The sequence below is a fragment of the Bacillus sp. MC1252 genome, assembly GCF_056838025.1.
Genome location: NZ_CM166369.1, coordinates 3,556,866 through 3,576,765, shown reverse-complemented (window position 1 = coordinate 3,576,765; position 19,900 = coordinate 3,556,866). Strand labels below are relative to the sequence as shown.

At 40.2% G+C, this 19,900-nt stretch carries 17 protein-coding genes and 1 riboswitch; of the genes, 8 read left to right on the top strand and 9 right to left on the bottom strand.

The window, feature by feature from the left end; genetic code table 11:
• Positions 1-234: 234 nt before the first annotated feature.
• A riboswitch (glycine riboswitch) is annotated at positions 235-314 on the top strand.
• Positions 315-476: 162 nt separating this feature from the next.
• Positions 477-1,823, top strand: a complete 1,347-nt coding sequence (locus ACYH0L_RS18405; protein WP_256499176.1) for an amino acid permease — start codon at positions 477-479, stop codon at positions 1,821-1,823.
• A 48-nt stretch (positions 1,824-1,871) separates the two neighbouring features.
• Here ACYH0L_RS18405 and ACYH0L_RS18400 read toward each other — a convergent pair whose 3' ends face one another.
• Together ACYH0L_RS18400 and ACYH0L_RS18395 are read right to left on the bottom strand one after the other, a co-directional pair.
• A complete protein-coding gene (locus tag ACYH0L_RS18400) occupies positions 1,872-2,552 on the bottom strand; it encodes a DUF3169 family protein (RefSeq protein ID WP_099727268.1) in 681 nt (226 codons plus the stop codon).
• Positions 2,549-2,755, bottom strand: coding sequence for a helix-turn-helix transcriptional regulator (locus ACYH0L_RS18395; protein ID WP_034323321.1), 207 nt, complete (start codon positions 2,753-2,755; stop codon positions 2,549-2,551). The genes ACYH0L_RS18400 and ACYH0L_RS18395 overlap by 4 nt, the downstream gene beginning before the upstream one ends.
• Before the next feature lie 170 nt (positions 2,756-2,925).
• Between ACYH0L_RS18395 and ACYH0L_RS18390 the strand changes: the two genes are divergently transcribed.
• Positions 2,926-3,549: an NUDIX hydrolase gene (locus ACYH0L_RS18390; protein WP_230031386.1), complete on the top strand. Its 624-nt coding sequence runs from the start codon at positions 2,926-2,928 to the stop codon at positions 3,547-3,549.
• A gap of 11 nt (positions 3,550-3,560) precedes the next feature.
• Here the strand turns inward: ACYH0L_RS18390 and ACYH0L_RS18385 are convergent, their stop codons facing one another.
• Both ACYH0L_RS18385 and ACYH0L_RS18380 read right to left on the bottom strand, forming a co-directional pair.
• Positions 3,561-4,043, bottom strand: coding sequence for a DUF4188 domain-containing protein (locus tag ACYH0L_RS18385; RefSeq protein WP_099727266.1), 483 nt, complete (start codon positions 4,041-4,043; stop codon positions 3,561-3,563).
• A gap of 4 nt (positions 4,044-4,047) precedes the next feature.
• Positions 4,048-4,599 (bottom strand): PadR family transcriptional regulator, encoded by a 552-nt coding sequence (locus ACYH0L_RS18380; protein WP_099727312.1) that lies wholly within the window; start codon positions 4,597-4,599, stop codon positions 4,048-4,050.
• A 192-nt stretch (positions 4,600-4,791) separates the two neighbouring features.
• Here ACYH0L_RS18380 and ACYH0L_RS18375 point away from each other — a divergent pair, with 192 nt between their 5' ends.
• The 4 genes from ACYH0L_RS18375 to ACYH0L_RS18360 all read left to right on the top strand — a co-directional run bounded on the left by ACYH0L_RS18375 (position 4,792) and on the right by ACYH0L_RS18360 (position 10,206).
• Complete coding sequence (locus ACYH0L_RS18375) at positions 4,792-5,691, top strand: hypothetical protein (RefSeq protein WP_482354225.1); 900 nt, start codon at positions 4,792-4,794, stop codon at positions 5,689-5,691.
• A gap of 304 nt (positions 5,692-5,995) precedes the next feature.
• Entirely contained in the window at positions 5,996-7,855 is a 1,860-nt protein-coding gene (locus ACYH0L_RS18370; RefSeq protein WP_327924946.1) for a beta-glucoside-specific PTS transporter subunit IIABC, read from the top strand.
• A 4-nt stretch (positions 7,856-7,859) separates the two neighbouring features.
• Positions 7,860-9,326, top strand: a complete 1,467-nt coding sequence (locus tag ACYH0L_RS18365) for a glycoside hydrolase family 1 protein (protein ID WP_327924945.1) — start codon at positions 7,860-7,862, stop codon at positions 9,324-9,326.
• Positions 9,327-9,357: 31 nt separating this feature from the next.
• Entirely contained in the window at positions 9,358-10,206 is an 849-nt protein-coding gene (locus ACYH0L_RS18360) for a PRD domain-containing protein (protein WP_099727262.1), read from the top strand.
• 99 nt (positions 10,207-10,305) lie between these two features.
• On the opposite strand, the gene ACYH0L_RS18355 is transcribed toward ACYH0L_RS18360, so the two are convergent.
• The 5 genes from ACYH0L_RS18355 to ACYH0L_RS18335 all read right to left on the bottom strand — a co-directional run bounded on the left by ACYH0L_RS18355 (position 10,306) and on the right by ACYH0L_RS18335 (position 17,225).
• Positions 10,306-11,484 carry a Rap family tetratricopeptide repeat protein gene (locus tag ACYH0L_RS18355; protein ID WP_099727261.1) on the bottom strand — a complete coding sequence of 393 codons (1,179 nt, stop codon included), beginning with the start codon at positions 11,482-11,484 and terminating at the stop codon, positions 10,306-10,308.
• A gap of 668 nt (positions 11,485-12,152) precedes the next feature.
• On the bottom strand, positions 12,153-12,914 hold the full coding sequence (locus ACYH0L_RS18350; RefSeq protein ID WP_099727259.1) for an ABC transporter ATP-binding protein: 762 nt from the start codon (positions 12,912-12,914) through the stop codon (positions 12,153-12,155).
• Between the two features lie 13 nt (positions 12,915-12,927).
• The gene (locus ACYH0L_RS18345; RefSeq protein ID WP_482354224.1) at positions 12,928-15,255 is read right to left on the bottom strand and encodes an FtsX-like permease family protein; all 2,328 of its coding nucleotides are present in this window, start codon (positions 15,253-15,255) and stop codon (positions 12,928-12,930) included.
• Entirely contained in the window at positions 15,252-16,505 is a 1,254-nt protein-coding gene (locus ACYH0L_RS18340; protein WP_482354223.1) for an MFS transporter, read from the bottom strand. Before ACYH0L_RS18340 ends, ACYH0L_RS18345 begins: the two co-directional genes overlap by 4 nt.
• 69 nt (positions 16,506-16,574) lie before the next feature.
• Positions 16,575-17,225, bottom strand: coding sequence for a TetR/AcrR family transcriptional regulator (locus tag ACYH0L_RS18335; RefSeq protein WP_482354222.1), 651 nt, complete (start codon positions 17,223-17,225; stop codon positions 16,575-16,577).
• Positions 17,226-17,386: 161 nt separating this feature from the next.
• On the opposite strand from ACYH0L_RS18335, the gene ACYH0L_RS18330 reads away from it, so the two are divergent.
• On the top strand, positions 17,387-18,499 hold the full coding sequence (locus ACYH0L_RS18330; protein WP_482354221.1) for a CdaR family transcriptional regulator: 1,113 nt from the start codon (positions 17,387-17,389) through the stop codon (positions 18,497-18,499).
• Positions 18,500-18,616: 117 nt separating this feature from the next.
• Positions 18,617-19,888, top strand: coding sequence for a GntP family permease (locus ACYH0L_RS18325; RefSeq protein ID WP_099727254.1), 1,272 nt, complete (start codon positions 18,617-18,619; stop codon positions 19,886-19,888).
• Positions 19,889-19,900 lie beyond the last annotated feature (12 nt).

Genomic DNA, 19,900 nt, shown 5'->3' with positions numbered 1-19,900 from the left:
ATAGTCAAGATGGATTTCTCCATCAAACGAGCCGAACATCTTTTGATTTATTATACCTTATCAGGGGGTGTTGATGAAGTGAAGTCATATTGCATCAGGTAGAGAAGGGATAAAATCTTAAAAGATTACCATTGACAGCTTTCTTCTAGAGGCGTAAAATATAAAATTATTCAGAAATAGCAACATTTTAAGTAAATAACGAAGGCTATGATTGCTGTGGGTCACACTATGGCAGGAGCAGCTTCTGGAGAGACCGCATGTATGTGCGGCGCCGAAGGGTTCACAATCTCAGGCAAAAGGACAGAAGAGTACGAAATATTGTATTTGTGATGCATGGATGATGCCATGTATTGCTTTTCTCTATTTTGCTATTCTTTTATGACCATGAGATTGGAGCGCATCCAATCTCTTTTTTTATGGACTTTTTGAAGGTTCATTATTTTAGTATAGGATCGTGTCGGAGGAGGGCGTTGACATTGGCACAACAAGAATTAAAACGAGATTTATCAAACCGTCATGTTCAATTAATTGCAATAGGCGGAACCATCGGAACAGGGCTGTTTTTAGGCTCTGGAAAGGCCATTCAATTGGCAGGTCCGTCGATTATTTTTGCTTATTTAATTGTCGGAATGGCCATCTTTTTTGTCATGAGGGCACTTGGAGAATTGCTCTTATCGAAGACAGGCTATCAGTCATTAACCGATATTGCAGAGGACTATCTTGGCCCATGGGCTTCCTTTGTAACTGGCTGGACGTATTGGTTTTGCTGGATTATGACAGCGATGGCTGATGTCATTGCGGTCGGGGTGTATGTGCAGTATTGGTTTGACATTCCGCAATGGATTCCTGCAATCATTTGTTTGTTGATTTTACTAGGGTTTAATTTATTAACAGTGAAGCTTTTTGGAGAAATGGAATTTTGGTTTGCACTGATTAAAGTCATTACGATTCTACTGCTAATTGGCGTTGGGGTTGTTCTTTTAATCATTGGTTTTCAAACAGATGCCGGGCCTGTGACGGTCACGAACCTTTGGTCACATGGCGGGGTATTTCCAAATGGTGTCACAGGCTTCTTATTGTCATTCCAGATGGTGATTTTTGCGTATGTGGGAGTGGAACTTGTTGGCGTGTCCGCAGCAGAAACGGCGAATCCACAAAAAAACATTCCGTCTGCGATTAATAAAATTCCATTAAGAATTCTATTTTTCTATGTGGGTGCGATCTTTGTTTTATTATGTATCAACCCATGGACCGAGCTCAGTGCATCAGAAAGTCCTTTTGTGAAAACCTTTGGACTGCTTGGTATACCAGTAGCAGCGGGGCTCATTAATTTTGTTGTCCTGACTTCTGCGGCTTCCGCTTGTAATAGCGGCATGTTCTCGACGAGCCGTATTTTGTATAATCTCAGTCATCAAAAACAGGGACCATCTTCCTTTGGCCGTCTGAATAAACACGCTGTCCCAAGCAATGCACTATTTGTTTCAACGATCGTGGTATCTGTCGGGGCTCTTTTAAGCAAGCTGATTCCTGAACAAGCCTTTGGCATTGTGACAACAATCAGTGCCATTTGTTTCATTTGGGTATGGAGTATTATTTTAATATGTCACCTGAAATATAAAAAAACACGTCCTGAACTGCATGCAGCATCTACCTTTAAAGCGCCATTCACACCTTTTGTGAATATTTGTGTTCTTGTGCTTTTTGCCGCCATTCTCGTGATCATGCTCTTCGCTGACGCAACACGTCCAGCGCTGTTATTGACACCGGTATGGTTCGGATTTCTATTTTTGGTTTATGCACGAAAGAAACGCCGTGCTGCATAATGGATGAAAAAAAGCACAGCCTTTTCATAGCGCTGTGCTTTTTACCATTTAACGATTTCTAATCTTCAACATGTAATTTGCATTCAGAATGATCAAAACAAGTCCTATGATCATGATCGAGAAGAGCTGAGAGTGATTCGCTCCAAGGGAATATACAATGAGAATAAACATGGCACCGATCAATAACATATTCATCATTTGGTAGGTGTGAAACAGCCCTCCCAGCATCACATGCTTTTCACCTTCGTCAGAAATGGCGAGCAGCTTTTTGCTATAATCTTTGTCGGATGGGCTTGGTAGATTGCGATTAGGATAGACGAGTTTTAGAACCGATATCGCAGCATAAGAACTGATAATGGTGATCGTAAATAAAGCGACATTGACAAGAATAAGCCAGAGTGGCTGCTCGGTCACGATGGCCATACCGATTGCAATAATGGATAAAATGGTACTCACCGTATTGGCTAACGACAAATCAGTAAAGGTTCGATACTGTTTTACTTCCAGTTCATCCTCCTCATCACCAGATACAGAAAGTGATACTCTTTTCTTCATACGTGAAATTCCTGAAAAACAATAAATGATCAATAGAATCGTCAATCCAGTGATGACAAGAGTCGTTTCGAATGCAATATCAAGAAGTGTCATTTCAAATTCGGCCGCCAGCAAACAGTAAGCACCGAGAAAGCCAAGGAGAGCACCTAAGAGCATCTTGTATACAGTTTTCATGTGAGTTCATCCTCCTCGAATAGAAAAATACGTTCAATGGGTTCCTGAAAAATACGTGAAAGCTTAACAGCGAGCAAGAGCGACGGCATTAATTCGTCGCGTTCCATTAAGCTGATGGTCTGACGAGAAACCTTTGCACGCTTTGCAAGTTCAGTTTGGTTCAATCCATCACGTGCACGAAGCTCTTTTAGCCGATTTTTCATTCCGTCACCTCAATTTTGATCGAAATCTTTCCTTGATTGTAAAGCATTATATTCATTTTGACAAGTTTAGTTGTCAAAATGATAAAAATAATTGTCAGAAAGATCATCTTTATTCAAAAGGTGAACAATGATACGCTAAAGGAAAGAGAAACAGAAAACAGGTGATGTCCTTGTTCATTGATCAATTAAAGAATGACTTACATCAATCACAACCGTTGTTTATTGGAGAAGAGACAGCGTTCAAAGCGGCGATCCTTGTTCCTTTGGTGCAAGTAAACGGGGAATGGCATATTTTATTTGAGGTGCGATCGCTGACCATGAGAAAACAGCCTGGTGATATTAGCTTCCCTGGAGGCAAACTCGACGGCGGTGAAACAGCACAAGAAGCTGCACTGCGAGAAACACATGAAGAGCTGGGCATTCCGCCTGAATCAGTCGAGATCCTTGGGCAGCTCAGTCCTTACATTGCTTCTCCATCCTTCGTGGTCTATCCGTATGTCGGCATCATTGATGAGCAAAAGGTAAAGCACTCCTTTAATCAAGAGGAAGTGGAGGAGACCTTTACCATACCTTTATCATGGCTCAGCCAATATGAGCCGTACCTACATCATGTGTCTGTTCAGCCAACACCAGCTGAGGATTTCCCCTATGAAAAAATCATGAATGGCGAGAAGTACCGCTGGGGGAGCCGTTCGATTGAGGAATGGTTTTATGATTATGAAAAATACACCATTTGGGGATTAACAGCCCGCATATTAAAGCATTTTGTGACCGTTGCAAAAAGAAATTCCTAGAGAATCGCTCTCTAGGAATTTGTTGTATCCAGCCGTTCTTCCGCTGTTTGTTTTCCTTTACCAATTGGAATAGAAGCTCTCGCTTGACTCAGTCCGTAGGAAGGCATGTTCACGTAGACAGATTCATATGATCCGGCTTGAACTTGATACGTTTCATGATAAATGCCCACTGCGTCATTGGTCCGTGCTCTTTGATTAAAGGCCTTCCAAGCCGCCAAATGCTTTTCCATCTTGGCATAGGCAAGAAGGTCATCTGTTGACTTCCAATATTGGATCATCGCTGTAGTGCGTAAACCGAAGTAATTCTCTGTCCCGAGGAAACCAAGCTCGTCTTGATGGGTATACAGTTCTTTGATCATGCCAGGCATCGCCATGAACACAGGCAGCCATTGATGGATCGCCCAGCGTTTGTTGATCCTCATTCCGATGATGAACACAACAATCGAGTCAGAATGGTCCGTTGTAAATCTGCCAGCACGTATGTCGTTTTTCATTCGTTCACCCCTCTTTCTTCATCTGTTCACATGTTTCCACGCACCAATCAATTCCTGCTTGAGCCACTTTCTTTCCATAATCTAAAGTAAACAGCCAGTACTTCGCATCAGCTTCATCTGGATAAAGCTCCTTGATGTTTTGTTCAATCGAAACGTATGTCTCATAACGGATACGGAGCCCCCTCTCATAATCCTGTAGAAGCACCAGCTTTTTCTCAAATGAAAGATATTGTCCAAAAAATAACTTTAATAACACTTCATTTCGTTCTGCTGGTAACTGATCGAGCGGCTGCGCCAGCCATTGCCTTAACGTATCCAGTCCTTTTTCAGTCAGATGATATTCCCGCTTGTCTGAACGGCCGGATGTAGAAGCAGGTGAAACCTCAGCAAGTCCTTCCTCGACTATAAACTTTAAAGCAGGATAAATTTGTCCATAACTAATTTTCCAAAAATGATGCAAGCTCTTATCAATTAATTGCTTCACTTCGTACCCTGACTTGCAATCTGTCGTTAAAATACCTAAAATCGCATACGTCGTATCATTGTATTTTTTCAGTACATCCACACACCTATCTAAAAGATATATCATTTAGATATATAATAAATTTGAAATGAATAAAAAGCAAGAAAATAATAATTGATAGCTTTATATTTTTAAAATACAGGAGATAAATCATAAATATGGTAATATATACTTGATGTGTAAAGAGCTTGCGCATCTATTCATAAAAGAATGGAGGGTGTACAAATGAAGTTGAGGAACATAGGAATATTGTTCATGATTGTTGCACTATTGATTGGTGCTGGAAGTTTTGGAGGAAACAAAGCATCTGCTAAAAAAGAATCACTGAACCAATCTTATGCATATGCCTATAAAACAAAGGACAATGTCAGTTGGCTGAAGGTGACTGAAAAGAAAGGCAAGGTCACGGGATACCTAAACGGTAAGGGTGTGAAGATTGATCCAATTGAACCTTATATGGTGAAAACAAAATACAAACTAACGGGGAAAACCACGAAAAAAGGATACAAACTTAAAGTCCAACAAAAGAAAAAAACAATCGTATTTGACATTTATTTTTCTGGAAAAGACCTCATGGTCAAAAAGCAAGGGGCAAAGAAAAGTAAACGATATCAAGCTGTTGATGAGAAGAAATTAAAAGAATACAAAAAAGCCATTGATAAGCGCTATGATGAGTACGTGGATACAGCAGAAGACCGTTACTATGAGATCATAGGGAAATACACAGACAATTTAAATAAAGCCTACGGCTATTTGTATACAGCAAAAAACAATTCATATCAAATTTTCCTTAATATCGAAGAAGCCGTTTTTGAAGGGGATTTTTCAGGGGCTATTACAATCTCCAAAGCCACAGGGAAGAAAAGTAAGCCATTGAAAAAAGAAAAATATCAAGCAGTTGGAATCACAGGTTTTAAAAACTTTTGGGTATATCCCACACCAAAAATAAAGGGTGGCCTGTCTAAGATGATAGGATCATCTGATGTAAAAGCTGCCTATATTGAGTTGCCGTTTTGGAAAAAGAATGAAAAAATGAAACTGAAAGCTGTGAATAAGAAACAATATCAAAAGCAAGTAGAAGCATTTAAAAAAGCCGCAAAGAAAAAAGCCGCAAAGAAAAAATAAAGATAACAATCACGTCAGATAGGACATATCTATCTGACTTTTTTGATTTAAATGTCCTCTCAAGTAAAATGAGATCGTTTTGGTGACATTAGACTTATAAAAAATATTTTTTAATTCATAAATATATGTTGACGCTTACATTAACTCAATATATACTAAAAACAAATCCAATATTGATAAATTAGACATGTGACTGGTCATGCAGGCAGGATCTAAAAACGATGAATTTCTTGAATTTGTCGTTTTAGGTCCTTTTTTTATTGCCAAAATATAGGTCTCATGTATGAGAAAAGGGGGAGAAAAGATGGATTATACACAGGTTGCCAAAGACGTCTTACAGCATGTAGGTGGCAAAGAAAACATTGCTCATCTTGAACATTGTTCAACAAGACTTCGCTTCACATTGATTGATCAGAAGAAGGCAGATGTACCGGCTCTAGAAAAAACGCCAGGTGTCATAGCTGTCAGAATGTCAGGACAATGCCAAGTGGTCATTGGGAATGACGTGATTGAAGTGTATCAAAAGTTAACAAGTTTAATAGGTGCCAGCTCATCAGGGAGAGACGCACCTTCCAATCAGTCAAAAGAAAAAATAAAAGTAGGCGCAGTTCTGTTAGATTTCATTGTCGGTGTCTTCCAGCCGCTTGTTCCAGCTATCGCAGGTGGAGGGATTTTGAAATCATTTCTTCTCCTTTTCTCTTTATTAGGCTGGGTGGATGCAAAGGGTCAAACATATCAAATACTGAACATGGTCGGTGACGCACCGCTTTACTTCCTGCCTTTACTAGTCGCTGTGACGACTGCAAATAAATTAAAAGTAAATCCACTCGTCGCATTATCGGCAGTCGGAGCACTCATTCTTCCGAATATGACAGCAATGCTCACTGAAGGAGCGCAATTACTGTCGTTCGACGTAAAAAATATAGCCTATGCGTATCAAGTATTTCCAGCAATCCTCTCTGTATTGCTTTACGCTCAGATGGAAAAATTCTTTACTCGATTTTCACCAAAACCAATTCGGATTTTCTTCGTACCAATGATGTCATTGGTCATTACAGTACCAGTTACGTTACTTCTGTTAGGACCGATTGGTTTTACAGCAGGACAAGGTTTTTCATCTCTCATTCTTGCAATGTTTAATACAGTAGGCTGGGTAGCTGTCGCTATTTTAGCAGCGGTTCTCCCATTCATGGTGGCATCAGGCATGCACAAAGCGATGGTTCCTTATGCAGTCACGACGATGGGGAACCTTGGAAAAGAAGCGCTTTACCTACCAGCATCACTTGCGCATAATATTGCGGAAAGTGGAGCATGTTTCGCTGTTGCACTACGGACAAAAGATAAAGTGCTCAGGTCAACCGCAATCTCGGCAGGAATATCAGCATTTTTTGGGATCACAGAGCCGGCATTATATGGTGTGACCCTCCAAAATAAACGAGTTCTTGGAAGTGTCATGATTGGTTCCTTTGTCGGTGGGATCTTCATTGGATTAGTTGGTATACAAGCCTTTGTGCTTGTTGGTCCTGGATTAGCAAGTATGTCGATGTTCATATCAGATGAGCTCCCGCGAAATCTTATGTTTGCTGTCATTGGAGCTGTCATTTCGTTTGTTGTTGCATTTATCGCTGCTTTTGTTTTAGGTAAAGATCGAACAGTAGAAGAAAAAACAAATGACCAAGCGGCATTTGCTGAACAAATTGGGGCAGGTGAAACATTCAAAAGCCCTGTCATTGGTCAAATGATCTCCCTATCTGAAGTGAAAGATGATATTTTCTCTTCAAAGGTTATGGGAGAAGGGATTGCCATTGTGCCTTCAAAAGGAGCACTTTATGCACCAGTAGATGGTGAGGTCACCCTGCTGTTCGAAACAAATCATGCACTTGGTATGAGAACAGATCAAGGGGTTGAAGTATTATTCCACATTGGCATCGACACCGTTCAGCTGGAAGGTCAGTATTTCAATCCGAAAGTACAGGCAGGAGATCGTGTTCAAGCAGGAGATTTCCTGATTGAATTTGATCTAGAAAAAATCATAGAAGCAGGATATGATCCAGTTACACTTGCTGTGATCACAAATACAGATCAATTTGATATTAAAGTACAGCCATTACAAGAGGTCAATCGTCAAGATACATTGATGATTGTCACACAATTAGGAGGTTAATCATATGACAACAATTAAAGGTTTTCCAAAAGGATTTTTATGGGGCGGCGCAATTGCCGCAAACCAAGCAGAAGGCGCATGGAATGTAGATGGAAAGGGCCCGTCTGTTGCAGATATTGCGATGTACCGTTCAAATTTGAGTGTAGAAGATTATGAAGGACACCTAGCAGTTTCTTCTGAAAATATTGATCGTGCCATTAACGACTCAAACGATAAAAAGTACCCAAAACGTAGAGGCGTTGATTTCTATCATCACTATCAAGGGGATCTGGCTCTCTTTGCTGAAATGGGCTTTAAAACACTTCGTATCTCTATTGCCTGGAGTCGCATTTTCCCAAATGGTGAAGAGACTGAACCGAATGAAAAAGGGCTGCAATTTTATGAGCGTGTATTTGCAGAAATGAAAAAACACAACATAGAACCGATCGTGACGCTGTCACATTATGAAATGCCGTTAGCACTTAGTGTGAAATATAACGGCTGGGCTGAAAGAAAAGTCATTGATCTCTTTATTAAATTCGCCAATGTGTGTTTTGAACGCTATAAAGATGATGTGAAATATTGGCTCACCTTTAATGAAATTGATAGTATTCACCGCCATTCTTTCATTACAGCAGGAATTATTCCTGATCGCTGTCCTGAAGGAAAAGAGGAAGAGACGGTTTACCAAGCACTGCATCATCAATTTGTCGCATCTGCTCTCGTAACAGCAGATTGCCATCGCATCATACCAGGCAGTCAGGTAGGGTGTATGCTGACAAAATTGACAACGTATCCGCATACGTGTCATCCGAATGATGTGGAACGAGCTTTGAAACAAAACTTAGAAAACTATTTCTATGCAGATGTTCAGGTATTTGGTGAATATCCGCCACTAATCAAGCGCATGCTTGAGAGAAAAAATATTCATATCCAAATGGAAGCGGATGACCTTGCCATTTTAAAAGAAAACACAGTAGATTTTATCTCGTTTAGCTACTATATGTCTTTAACTGAATCAGCCCAAGAAGGATTAGAAAAGACTGAAGGAAATACGATTCGTGGGGTCAAAAATCCTTACCTGCCATCAACTGACTGGGGCTGGCAAATTGATCCGGTTGGTCTGAAAATATCTTTGATAGAATTGTATGACCGTTATCAAAAACCTCTTATCATTGTAGAGAACGGCATGGGTGCAAAGGATGTTGTTGAAAGTGATGGCTCTATCCATGACGACTATCGTATTAACTATTTTAAAGAGCATTTCCGTCAGATGAGAGAAGCGATGGAAGAAGGCGTCGATCTCTTTGGATATACGAGCTGGGGCTCAATTGATATTATTAGTGCAGGTACATCACAAATGTCAAAACGCTATGGCTTCATTCACGTAGATCAAGATGATGATGGCAACGGAACCTTAAAACGATCTCGAAAAGACTCATTTTATTGGTACCAAAAGGTCATTGAGACAAATGGTGAATCGCTTGATTGAAAAACCACAATCATGAAAACAGGTGATGACGATGTTTAAAATCAAAAAAGTTTTAAACTCGAGTGTGGTCCTGGCTGAAGATCAGAACCAACAGGAGATGGTTTTATTCGGCCGAGGGATCGGCTATGGACAGAAGCCGGGTCAAATGATAGAAGAGAAGAAGGCAGACCAAGTATTTATGTCAGTTGATAATATGAGGGCAAAAGAATTTCTTCAACTGTTAGATTCAATGCCTCAAGAGTTCATAGATTTAACTCAGCACATCGTTCAATACGCAGAAAAGCGCTTGAACACAAACCTAAATTCAGGTGTCTATTTCACCTTAATGGACCATTTGAATTTTGCAGTAGAACGACACAAAAAGAATATTAATATCACAAATCGCGTGTACTGGGAAATCAAAAACTATTATACTGAAGAATTTGAAGTAGGTAATTATGCGCTTGAGTTGGTTAATGAGACATTTGGCATACAATTACCAAAGGAAGAAGCGGCCAATATCGCCTTTCATTTAATCAATGCACTAGGTGAAGAATCCGATTCGAAAGATGGCATGAAATATGCCAAGATGATCGGGAGTATTGTCAATCTCGTGCGATATACGTTAAATATGAAAATGGATCAAGAGAATATTCATTACAGCCGGTTCATTACCCATGTGAAATTCTTTGTAGAAAGATTTTATGCAAATAAATTATTATCAGATCAAGAAAATGAGTTGTTTGAACAAATTGCTCACTTGTATCCTCAAGCGATGGATGTTGCCTTCAAAATCAAAGATTATATTAAACAGGTGCATAGTATCGTCATTCCTAATGATGAGCTTACTTATCTTGCGGTACATATACACCGCCTCATTTCTTATCAAGAATTAAAATAAATGTGGAACCACTTGCCTTGTAATAAGGCGAGTGGTTCTTTGTATTGTCCCGTTTTAAATTATGTTCCGATAGGTCGTTCTGTTGTACCAGGATTCGTTTCATTTAAGGAATTGAAAGACACTGTTTGTCCGAAAACAACGATGGCTAAAGTGAAAATCAGTAAACTCATTTTTTTCATTTGAATTCCTCCAGTCAAGTGTAGTGTGTTCCATGTGATAGGCGTCCTTTAAAAAGAGATAGGCTTGATGAATTGCCCCCAGCTCTTCAAAGTGTCTGGCAGCCAGTGCACTTAATTCACGGGCACCCTCCGCATCCTTTAATTCTTTCAAAATGCTGATTTCATCGAAACAGGCTTGAGCTTTTTTGACCATATCCTCAGTGAAATATAAATGGTGGAGCAAATTCATTTTTGCTGTATAGATGGGGCTTTTCTCCGTTGCATGTTTTTGTTTGACCAATTCGAAATAATAGAGTGCTTGTGTTCTTTCATCGATGGAGAGCAGCTCTTTTATTAACATAAACATGGAGTGATGGAAATAACACGATGAAAGATAGTCATCATCACTAAGAGCCTGTTCTAGTGCATCGATACATTTTTTTGATTCTCCAGTTTCAGCATACAGAATGCTGATATTATGATACAGCTGTGATGTTAGAAAATGATCGTTTAGACTGTTTGCGATGTGTAATGCTTTTTTGTAGTAGCTTTCTGCTCTTATGAAGTCACCAATATCCATAAAATTAGCAGCGGCGATCACAATGGCTGCCGCCAGTCTTCTTTCATAGCCTTCATGACTTTTAAAAATATCAATGGCATTCTGAATATAGTGAAGTGAAATCAGGCTTTGACGAAGCAGCATATATAAGTTTGCGATCTTTGTATGGAATTCTGCTACTTCTATTTCATCAGGAATGTTTTGTAGTTTTTTCTCGGCAATTTTAAATAGTCCAATCGCTGATGCATAGTCTCTTTTATATGAAGCGTAAAGGGCTTTGTAAAGGTAAAAATAGTATTCAATTAAGTCGTTTGTTTTAGAGGGGCAATCCAGCTCTGTCTGTTCATTCAGTTTTTTACCTCTTCGTTCATATAACATGAGTTTATACTTGCCTTCTAGCAATGAATAATAAGTCAAGACCTCCTGATTCTCTTCCATTTCTTGAAGTAATTCCTGTAATTCTGTGTACATTGCCTTTGCACTCTGTACATCATGCTTACGAATCGCAATTCGCCAATCATTTAAACGGTTCCCCACCTGTTCAGCTGAAATGATAGTCATCAAAATTTCACCTCTTTAAGATCCTTTCACCTGTTTCACTAAAAAACGATATCACAATTTTTGGTAAAATATAATCGTTTCTGCGAGGTGATTGACAAGAGGTAATAAAAAGGACCTTAGGTCATGTGATGTACGATATTGTAACGGTGAATGATTGTTTGTACAAATGGATAAAAACTTTTTTTGGAAGTCTAAAAAAGTGATAAATACAATCAGTTTTATCTTTATGTTCGAAAACATCACCCCATATAGTTAAAATAAAGCAATTTTAGGTAAGGAAGAGGAAGAATGAAGGGTCGATCTAGCAGGGAAAATCAGTTATGATGTTGCTAGATCATGATGGAAAAGAAACTGACTGAAGTGGACAAAGGTGAATATAAGTACAAATTATAAAAACTCTCGTATTTTAGAAAGGATGTTGAATTGAAAAAAAGATCTCAAATCATAAACTGGAAAATCACACTAATGATCACGACACTTTTACTCGTTCTAGTGACTCTTTACATGTCAAAGAGATACTTTTATAGCAAAGAAATTGAACTGCTGACAGAGTCATGTCAACAAGCAGATGGCAAAATCATATTAGAAACTAATTACTTGTCTATGGATTATTCGTTTGAGTGTCAGAAAAAGTAAAACAGGCAGCTCTCTGCCTGTTTATACCCCCGTTAAAACCCTAAATCTTGCAACCAATTATTTAACCTAATTTCTCGTTTCTCAGCAGTTAAGCGTTCGTATTTCCCTAAATATAAACTGGATACAATTTCTCCATCATTCATAAACATCATTCTTTCAGAGCGGAGAGCAACTTTCGGATCATGTGTGACGAGAAGTAGAGTTGTTCCTTCAGAGTGAATTTTTGAAAAAATATTCATGACTTCCTTTGTGGTACTTGAATTAAGGGCACCTGTGGGCTCATCAGCAAAAAGAATGTCTGGTTCATTCATAAGAGCCCGACAGATAGAGGCTCTTTGGAGCTGTCCACCAGATACTTCTGACAAATATCTATCTGCTAAATGATCAATATCAAGTTTCTCCATTAAATATTTAGCTCGTTCATTTACTTCTTTTCTCGGCTTTTTTTTCGCTAAATAAGCTGCAGCAATAATGTTATCAAATAAATTGAGATTCTTTAGTAAGTGGCTGTGTTGAAAGACGAACCCCATCTCTGTTAAGCGCAGAGCCGTTAACTGTTTGTCTGTCATTTTTGATAGTAATTGGTCTTTATATTTGATCTCTCCCGCTGAGGCTGTTTCTATACCGCTAAGCTGATAAAGCAAAGAGGTTTTCCCGCATCCGGAAGGTCCCATAATGGTCACGAACTCTCCGGACTTAATCGATAAATGAATATTTTTAAGAATGGTTTGCTTTTGCCCTTTTAATGAATCAATTTGCAAAGACAATCGCTCTGTTTCTATTAAGTGTTCCATGTGAAACATCTCCTTATGAAAGTGTATGTTGGGTGGTTTTGCTAGAAAAAAACGTCTTCAATAACCAAGAGGTTAAAGCTAAGCTGACGATAAACAGTGAGAGTGGGTACACGACTGACACCCATTGTGGTGCCAACCACTGAAGGCTTGATGCCCCTAAGGATGCTCCACCTACACTCATTAAAGCAGAACCAATGGTATTGACAGCGATTGTTCCAATAAAGGCGCCAAAAGAGAGAACCACGATAAAACTTGTTAAGTATTGTCCCGTTAAATCTTTTATAGAAAATCCAATCATTCTTAACATATGGTTACGACTTGAATCTTTCGCCTTTAACATGTGCAGAAACATTAATAGCATCAGACTGGCGGTTCCAAAAGCAGCTATTGTAGAGAAAAATGCAACCACCTTTACTAAAGATGCTGTGCTGCCGATGGTTTGATGAACGTATTCTTTCATAGCTGTCACTTTTGCAGGAGACATACTTGTTTCTAGTGCTGCCTTTTTTTCTGCAATATCTATTCCTTGTTTCAGTTGAATTTGAATGGTTTTCCAAAGAGGTGATTGAGGAAAAGGTTGTGATAATGCTTTTGCTGTTTTTCCTCCGTTGGTGACATCCTGGTAAATGCCAGTCACCAATCTTTGAATTTCATGCCCATTTGTTACGAGAGTGATTTCTTCTCCTACCTTTTTCTGAAGTGAGTCTGCACTTAGCACTGATAAGGCGATATCTCCATCCTTGAAAGGTTCTCGTCCTTTTAAATAGGTGAGAGGGAATGCTGAGAGATCACCTGTTTCTAAATAGAGCGTTTCTAATGTATTATCCTTTGCTTTAGATTGGAGAGAAGTTGTTTCATATACGGCAGATGTTTGAATGTCTAGATCTTCGCGAATCTTAGGCTCGATTTTATTTGTACTTTTCTCTAAATCATTTCCTTGCCGAATGTCGATTCGAAGGTCACTTTTGCCAGAGCCAAGATATGTGATAAAATCTGGTGATTGTAAAGTGTGCCATAGCTGAATAGGCATCAGCATCAAAAATGTACAAAGTGCGATAATGCAGGTAATCGTTGTATACAACTTCATTCGCGAGAACAGATCTTTTAAACCAAACCATATATTGACTGGGAGGAACCTGTTTCTCTTGAGGTGCATGGGAATTTGTTTTTTGTGATTTGGTGAAGTGACACCACCTTGAAGCGCTTGAGCTGCCGATACTTGACCAAACTTTCTTAGGACAGCATAGCTACATGAGATGACGATCATTGCCGTCAAAATAGAAACGAAAAGCGGGATCAGCCATTGAGCAAAAGAAGAGTCATTCCCCATATATTGCTGAATATTGGCCGTAAACATATCACCAAACATAAGTGTTAACAAATATCCTGCTATACACCCTGCACAGGCAAGCACAGCATACTTCCCAACGTATAATTGCTTAATTTTTGATAAAGGAATCCCCAGCACCTTCAGTATTCCAATTTCACGTTCATCCTCTTCTATAGCAGCTGTCATAGCAAGATGGAGAGAGAGAAGGGCTATACTAATGAGCAGCATGCACACAAGCAGGAGAATGGCAATCACCATTCCATCTGTCAATGCATTCAGCATACGTAGTAAGGGTAATGTAACAGCTGGTCCCTGTTGTGGTAGCTTTGATGATTGATAAATTGCTTGAAAAGCATCTGCTTGCTTGGCATCATGCAGTAAAAATTCGATCAAGTACTCCTTTTTTGGAAACTCGTGATTCAGTTCGTCCCAATCCTCGTCATGAAGGAGGAATCTTTTTGAACTGACAAGGCTGGGGTTCATTTGCGCATCTCGTAAGAACGCTTTGATTTGAAAAGAGAAATGATTAGACCCTTTTTCAATCTTTAAGGTTTCCCCTATCTTGAGATGATACTTTTGTTGAAAATAGATGGGGACAGCCACTTCACCTTTGTTTACAGTTAGTTTTTCATTTCGCTCGTTTAAAAGAAAATCAAAAAAACGATTTTGTTTCACAAATAAATGATCCATCACACCTGCTTTGGCAGGTTCATTTCCGAACTTGATGCTGTCATGTTCAATTGCAATCATTGGGACAATTTGATGTGCTTTTACCATGGGCTGCTTGCTTGAAAATGTTTGAATGTCTTTTTCATCTATGGTGCCGTCATGCATTTGGACAAAGTCTGGTGCTTTGGCTGAATGGAGTAGGTTAGAAATGGAACCATTCAGCTGAGCTGTCATTTGAGCGGCGCTTGTTGCTAAAAATGATGTCATCATGATGCAAATGGTTAAGCCGATTGAAATGAGTCGGTGGCGGGTTAAGTCTTTCTTTATAAACGTCAATCTCATGAGGCTGATTCTCCTTCATGGTGAAGCATATTTTTTGTTAAGAACGCTAGTGCAAACATGAAGATACTGACTATTAGCACGGTCACATACATGTTGGTAGAAAAGGTGTTGAACAAGAACCCATACATCATTTGACCAAGCGGAGCAGCACATTGAGAAACCATTGTCAGATTGGCCATCACTTTCCCTAATTGGGCATTGGGTGTTTTCTTTTGAACATGTGAGATCACAACGATTGAAATCATTGTGAGCAGCATAGCAATTGGGAGACATCCTGCTAAAAAGAGAAAATAGGCTGGATATGTGCCAAACTGAAGGGCCATTTTTGTTGTTGAAAAAGCCACAGGCAGTAAAATGATGGCGATGACGAGCAGCCAGCGATATAAAGTAGGAATGCGCCAATGCTTTGCTACGAGTCCAACTAGCAGTGCCCCTGCGATGACAGCAAACTCAATCAAGCCCATTCCAATCCCATACATGATGTCACTGCTTTTCATTATGACCCTTAAAATGATTGGACCACCCACGATAAAAAAAGGTGTGAGGATGAAATTTAACATCGCTGCAAGCAGCATGGCTCTTTTTAAAAATGGCTGATTGCCTATATAGGAAAATCCCTGCTTCATATCTTTCACGAGCACTTTACTCATGGACTCCGTTAGCAGGCTGGGTGAGAAGGAAATATTTAACCGTAAAAGCATGCATGCGGATAGAAAAAATATGATGGCACTAGCCCCTATGATGGATTGACTCCCAATAAGTCCGTACAGAACTCCGCCGATAATAGGAGCGAGAACACCTGAAAGAGCCTGCACACCATTTACGATGCCGTTTGCTTGTTCTAATTGTTCTTCTTTCACTAGCTGTGGAATGCTGGACATCACAGCAGGAGCGTAAAACGTACTCATCACGCCAAGCAGTATCATAACGGCTCCGATCATATAGAGTGAATCATTTCCTGAAAATAACCAGAAATAAAAGGCCAGAATCATGATGCCAGTGAGGACATCAAATAAAATCATTAAGTTCCTTCTGTTAAACCGATCAGCGATTGCCCCTGCTAATGGGGAAAGGAGGAGCGGGACATTAGATAAAGCGAAAAGTAAGGCATATAAGTCAACACGCTGTGTCATATCCAGCACGTGTAAAGATAAAACAAACCGAATTAATGAAGACCCGAAAACGGAAATAATCTGTCCGAGAACAAGGTACATAAAGTGGGTGGGGCCTCTTTTGGATAACAAAAACATGAATATCACTCTCCTTTTAGACCGACCGTCAGTCTATAATGTATGCAGGATTGGTATTGAAGTGACCAATCACTGATTATTTTCATCTCCCTCTCCAGTTAATCGCTTGAGAAGGAAGGAGAAGCTTCCCTTTTCTGCATGTAAAGAAGATTCGAGGAGATCGATAAAAGCTAGAGCTCTGTGTATACTTTCTTCGGCAGTCCATTGGAAAAGGCCTTCATCAAATATGACCTGTGCAGAAGCAAGGAGAAATTCAACCGTCTCTTGCGGATACTTCGTTTGAAATGTCCCTTTCTCTATACCTTGCTGAATGACATCTGCCAAAACTGGTGAAAGTTCTTTAATGGCTTTGATCAAGCTTTTTTGATGCATTTCTGCATTAGAAGGTTGATGAAATTGTTCAATCATGCCCTGTTTATTGCTTCCTTGCTTAGGTGATTGCGCCATGATGATATGAAATAGTTTATCGACGACTGGCAGGTTTGGATCAGCCGCAATACGCTTTGCCACGATGATATCTGCTTTGATGATTCTATCAATAATGGCATCCATCACTTCTTCTTTGGATGTAAAGTAATAATAGAATGTGCCTTTTGCAATGCCAACGGCTTTTAATATGTCAATAATCGTTGTTTGCTGATAGCCTTTGGTTGAAAAAAGCACCTCTGCTGCGTTTAAGATGTCATTTTTGCGTTCTTCAGGATGTTTAACGGTTCTCATAAAGCCATCCTTTCTTTTGACTAGACTGTCGGTCGGTCCCTTGTTTTGATTAAACACTTTTCAACGTACCTTTGTCAACGGCTGTTTTTTGAGAACTTTGCATTTATTGTGCAATAACACTATGATACATTGAATGAAAATACCTTCAGGAGAGATGCTGCATGCAATTTTTAACCAGTGAATTGGCTCAAGAAATGGTTGAACGTACGATGCATATTTTACATAAAAACATCAATGTCATGAATGCAGATGGTGTGATTATTGGTTCTGGTGAACGAAAAAGGATTGGACAGAAACATGATGGTGCACGACTTGTGCTGACGAGCGGGAACAGTGTGGAAATTGACCAGGAGAAATCCTTCCGTTTAAAGGGAGCGATGCCGGGAATCAATTTGCCTATATGCTTTCGTGAACAAGTAGTTGGTGTGATTGGAATTACTGGTGAGCCAGAGGACATTCGGCATCATGCAGAGCTGGTGAAAATGGCAGCTGAGCTGGTGTTAGAACAATCTTTTCTGCTTGAACGAGTTCAGTGGCGGCAGCGAATAGAAAGTGAAATTGTCAATCAGTTGATTTCTGATTCTGACGTGGGTGATCATCAGCTAAAGAATCGAGCGGCCTGGCTGGGGATGGATTTAGATAAGCGGCGAATGGCGATTATTTTTCAGCCAGTTCCATCCTCCGAGGACACTGTGCACAAAATGATGCATGCGATTCAATACGATAAGAATGCGGCCGATTTACTAGGCATGACCTTCCTTCATGAATTGATTCTTTTAAGGCAGCCGATTCATGAACATAGTCTGAAGCACGTGACCGGGCAGCTGCAGAGAACGATGGTGAGAGCAGTAGATAGGCAAGTGCTTGTAGGTGTAGGGACTGTCGCTGAGGACATGAGTCAATTACCATTGTCTTTTCAGCAGGCGAGAGATGCTCTGCGGTTGGGGAAGGTTCTTGATCCAGGTGAAAGTATATTTTTCTTTGAATCTTATCAGCTGGAAAGCTTATTTATAAGAGCAGGAACCGCTGAAGAGGAAAATAGATGGACTGATTTTTACAAGCCACTTGCACAAGAAACGGAGCTCGTCCATACGTTAAAGGTATACATTGAAGAGGGAGGCGATTTGCAAAAAAGCGTGGATCGCTTATTTATTCATCGCAATACACTGCGATATCGTTTAGATAAAATTCAAACAATAACCGGGAAAGACCCTCGTCATGTGAAACAGTTGATGGAGCTCTATATGGCGCAGTTGATGAGTCAACTACCTTGATTGTGCATTTGCACAATTGAATGAAGTGATAAATAAAAAAAGATCATATAGATTCACATCTCGATCCCGATGAGTAAACGTTTACAATTAAGAAAAGACAATTTGGGGGGATTGAGAATGAGTGAAGATGTAACGGTAAGTACACTGGGTGCCATGATGGCGCTTGTGATCGCTATTGTTCTCATTCTAAAAAAAGTATCACCTGCATATGGCATGCTGGCAGGTGCATTCATAGGCGGTTTGGTTGGCGGTGTAGATATTGTTCAGACCGTCAACGTCATGATGGACGGAGCTAAGGACATGATTCCGGCTGTCCTTAGAATAATGGCCGCAGGTGTACTGGCTGGCGTTTTGATTGAGTCAGGTGCAGCGTTATCTATCGCTGAGGCCATCGTGAAAAAGCTAGGAGAAGCGAGGGCCCTTTTAGCACTCGCACTTGCAACGATGATTTTAACAACGGTGGGCGTTTTTGTAGATGTAGCAGTCATCACGGTAGCACCAATTGCACTTGCCATTGCCAAACGGGCAAAGCTTTCAAAAATGGGGATTTTACTTGCCATGATTGGGGGCGGGAAGGCAGGAAATATCATGTCGCCGAACCCGAATGCGATTGCAGCCTCTGATGCTTTTGGTGTACCTCTTACTTCCATGATGGCGGCAGGTGTCATTCCGGCTGTGTTTGGATTAGCTGTCACGTACGTGTTAGCCAAAAAGCTCGGAAATAAAGGGACACCCGTTCTTGAAGAGGAAGCTGACCAAAGCAAGGTTCAAGTGCCTGCTTTTTTTCAAGCATTGGCTGGTCCGCTTGTTACCATTTTATTGTTGACTCTAAGGCCGCTATTTCAAATCAATATAGATCCAATGGTTGCCTTACCGATTGGAGGCATTGTAGGCGCTGTTTTGATGAAAAAAGGAAAGTATATCAATGATTATGCGATGTCGGGACTTCATAAAATGTCGGGCGTAGCGATTATGTTATTAGGGACAGGTACACTAGCAGGAATCGTATCGAATTCTTCCTTAAAAGATGTGTTTATTCAAGCACTTGATGCATCGGGACTGCCTCCTTATTTGCTTGCACCAACGTCAGGTATTTTTATGTCAGCAGCAACCGCTTCGACAACAGCAGGAACGGCGGTCGCCAGTGGCGTATTTAGCGGCACACTGATTGGGCTTGGCGTATCTGCTCTTTCAGGCGCAGCCATGATTCATGCTGGAGCAACGGTGCTTGATCATATGCCGCACGGGAGCTTTTTCCATGCAACAGCAGGAAGTGTGCAAATGGACATCAAAGAACGGTTGAAATTAATGCCTTTTGAATCGTTAATTGGTTTGACTTTAACCGTTGTATCGACCATTATCTTTGGCATTTTCCAGCTGTTCGGCTGAGGACATGATGAG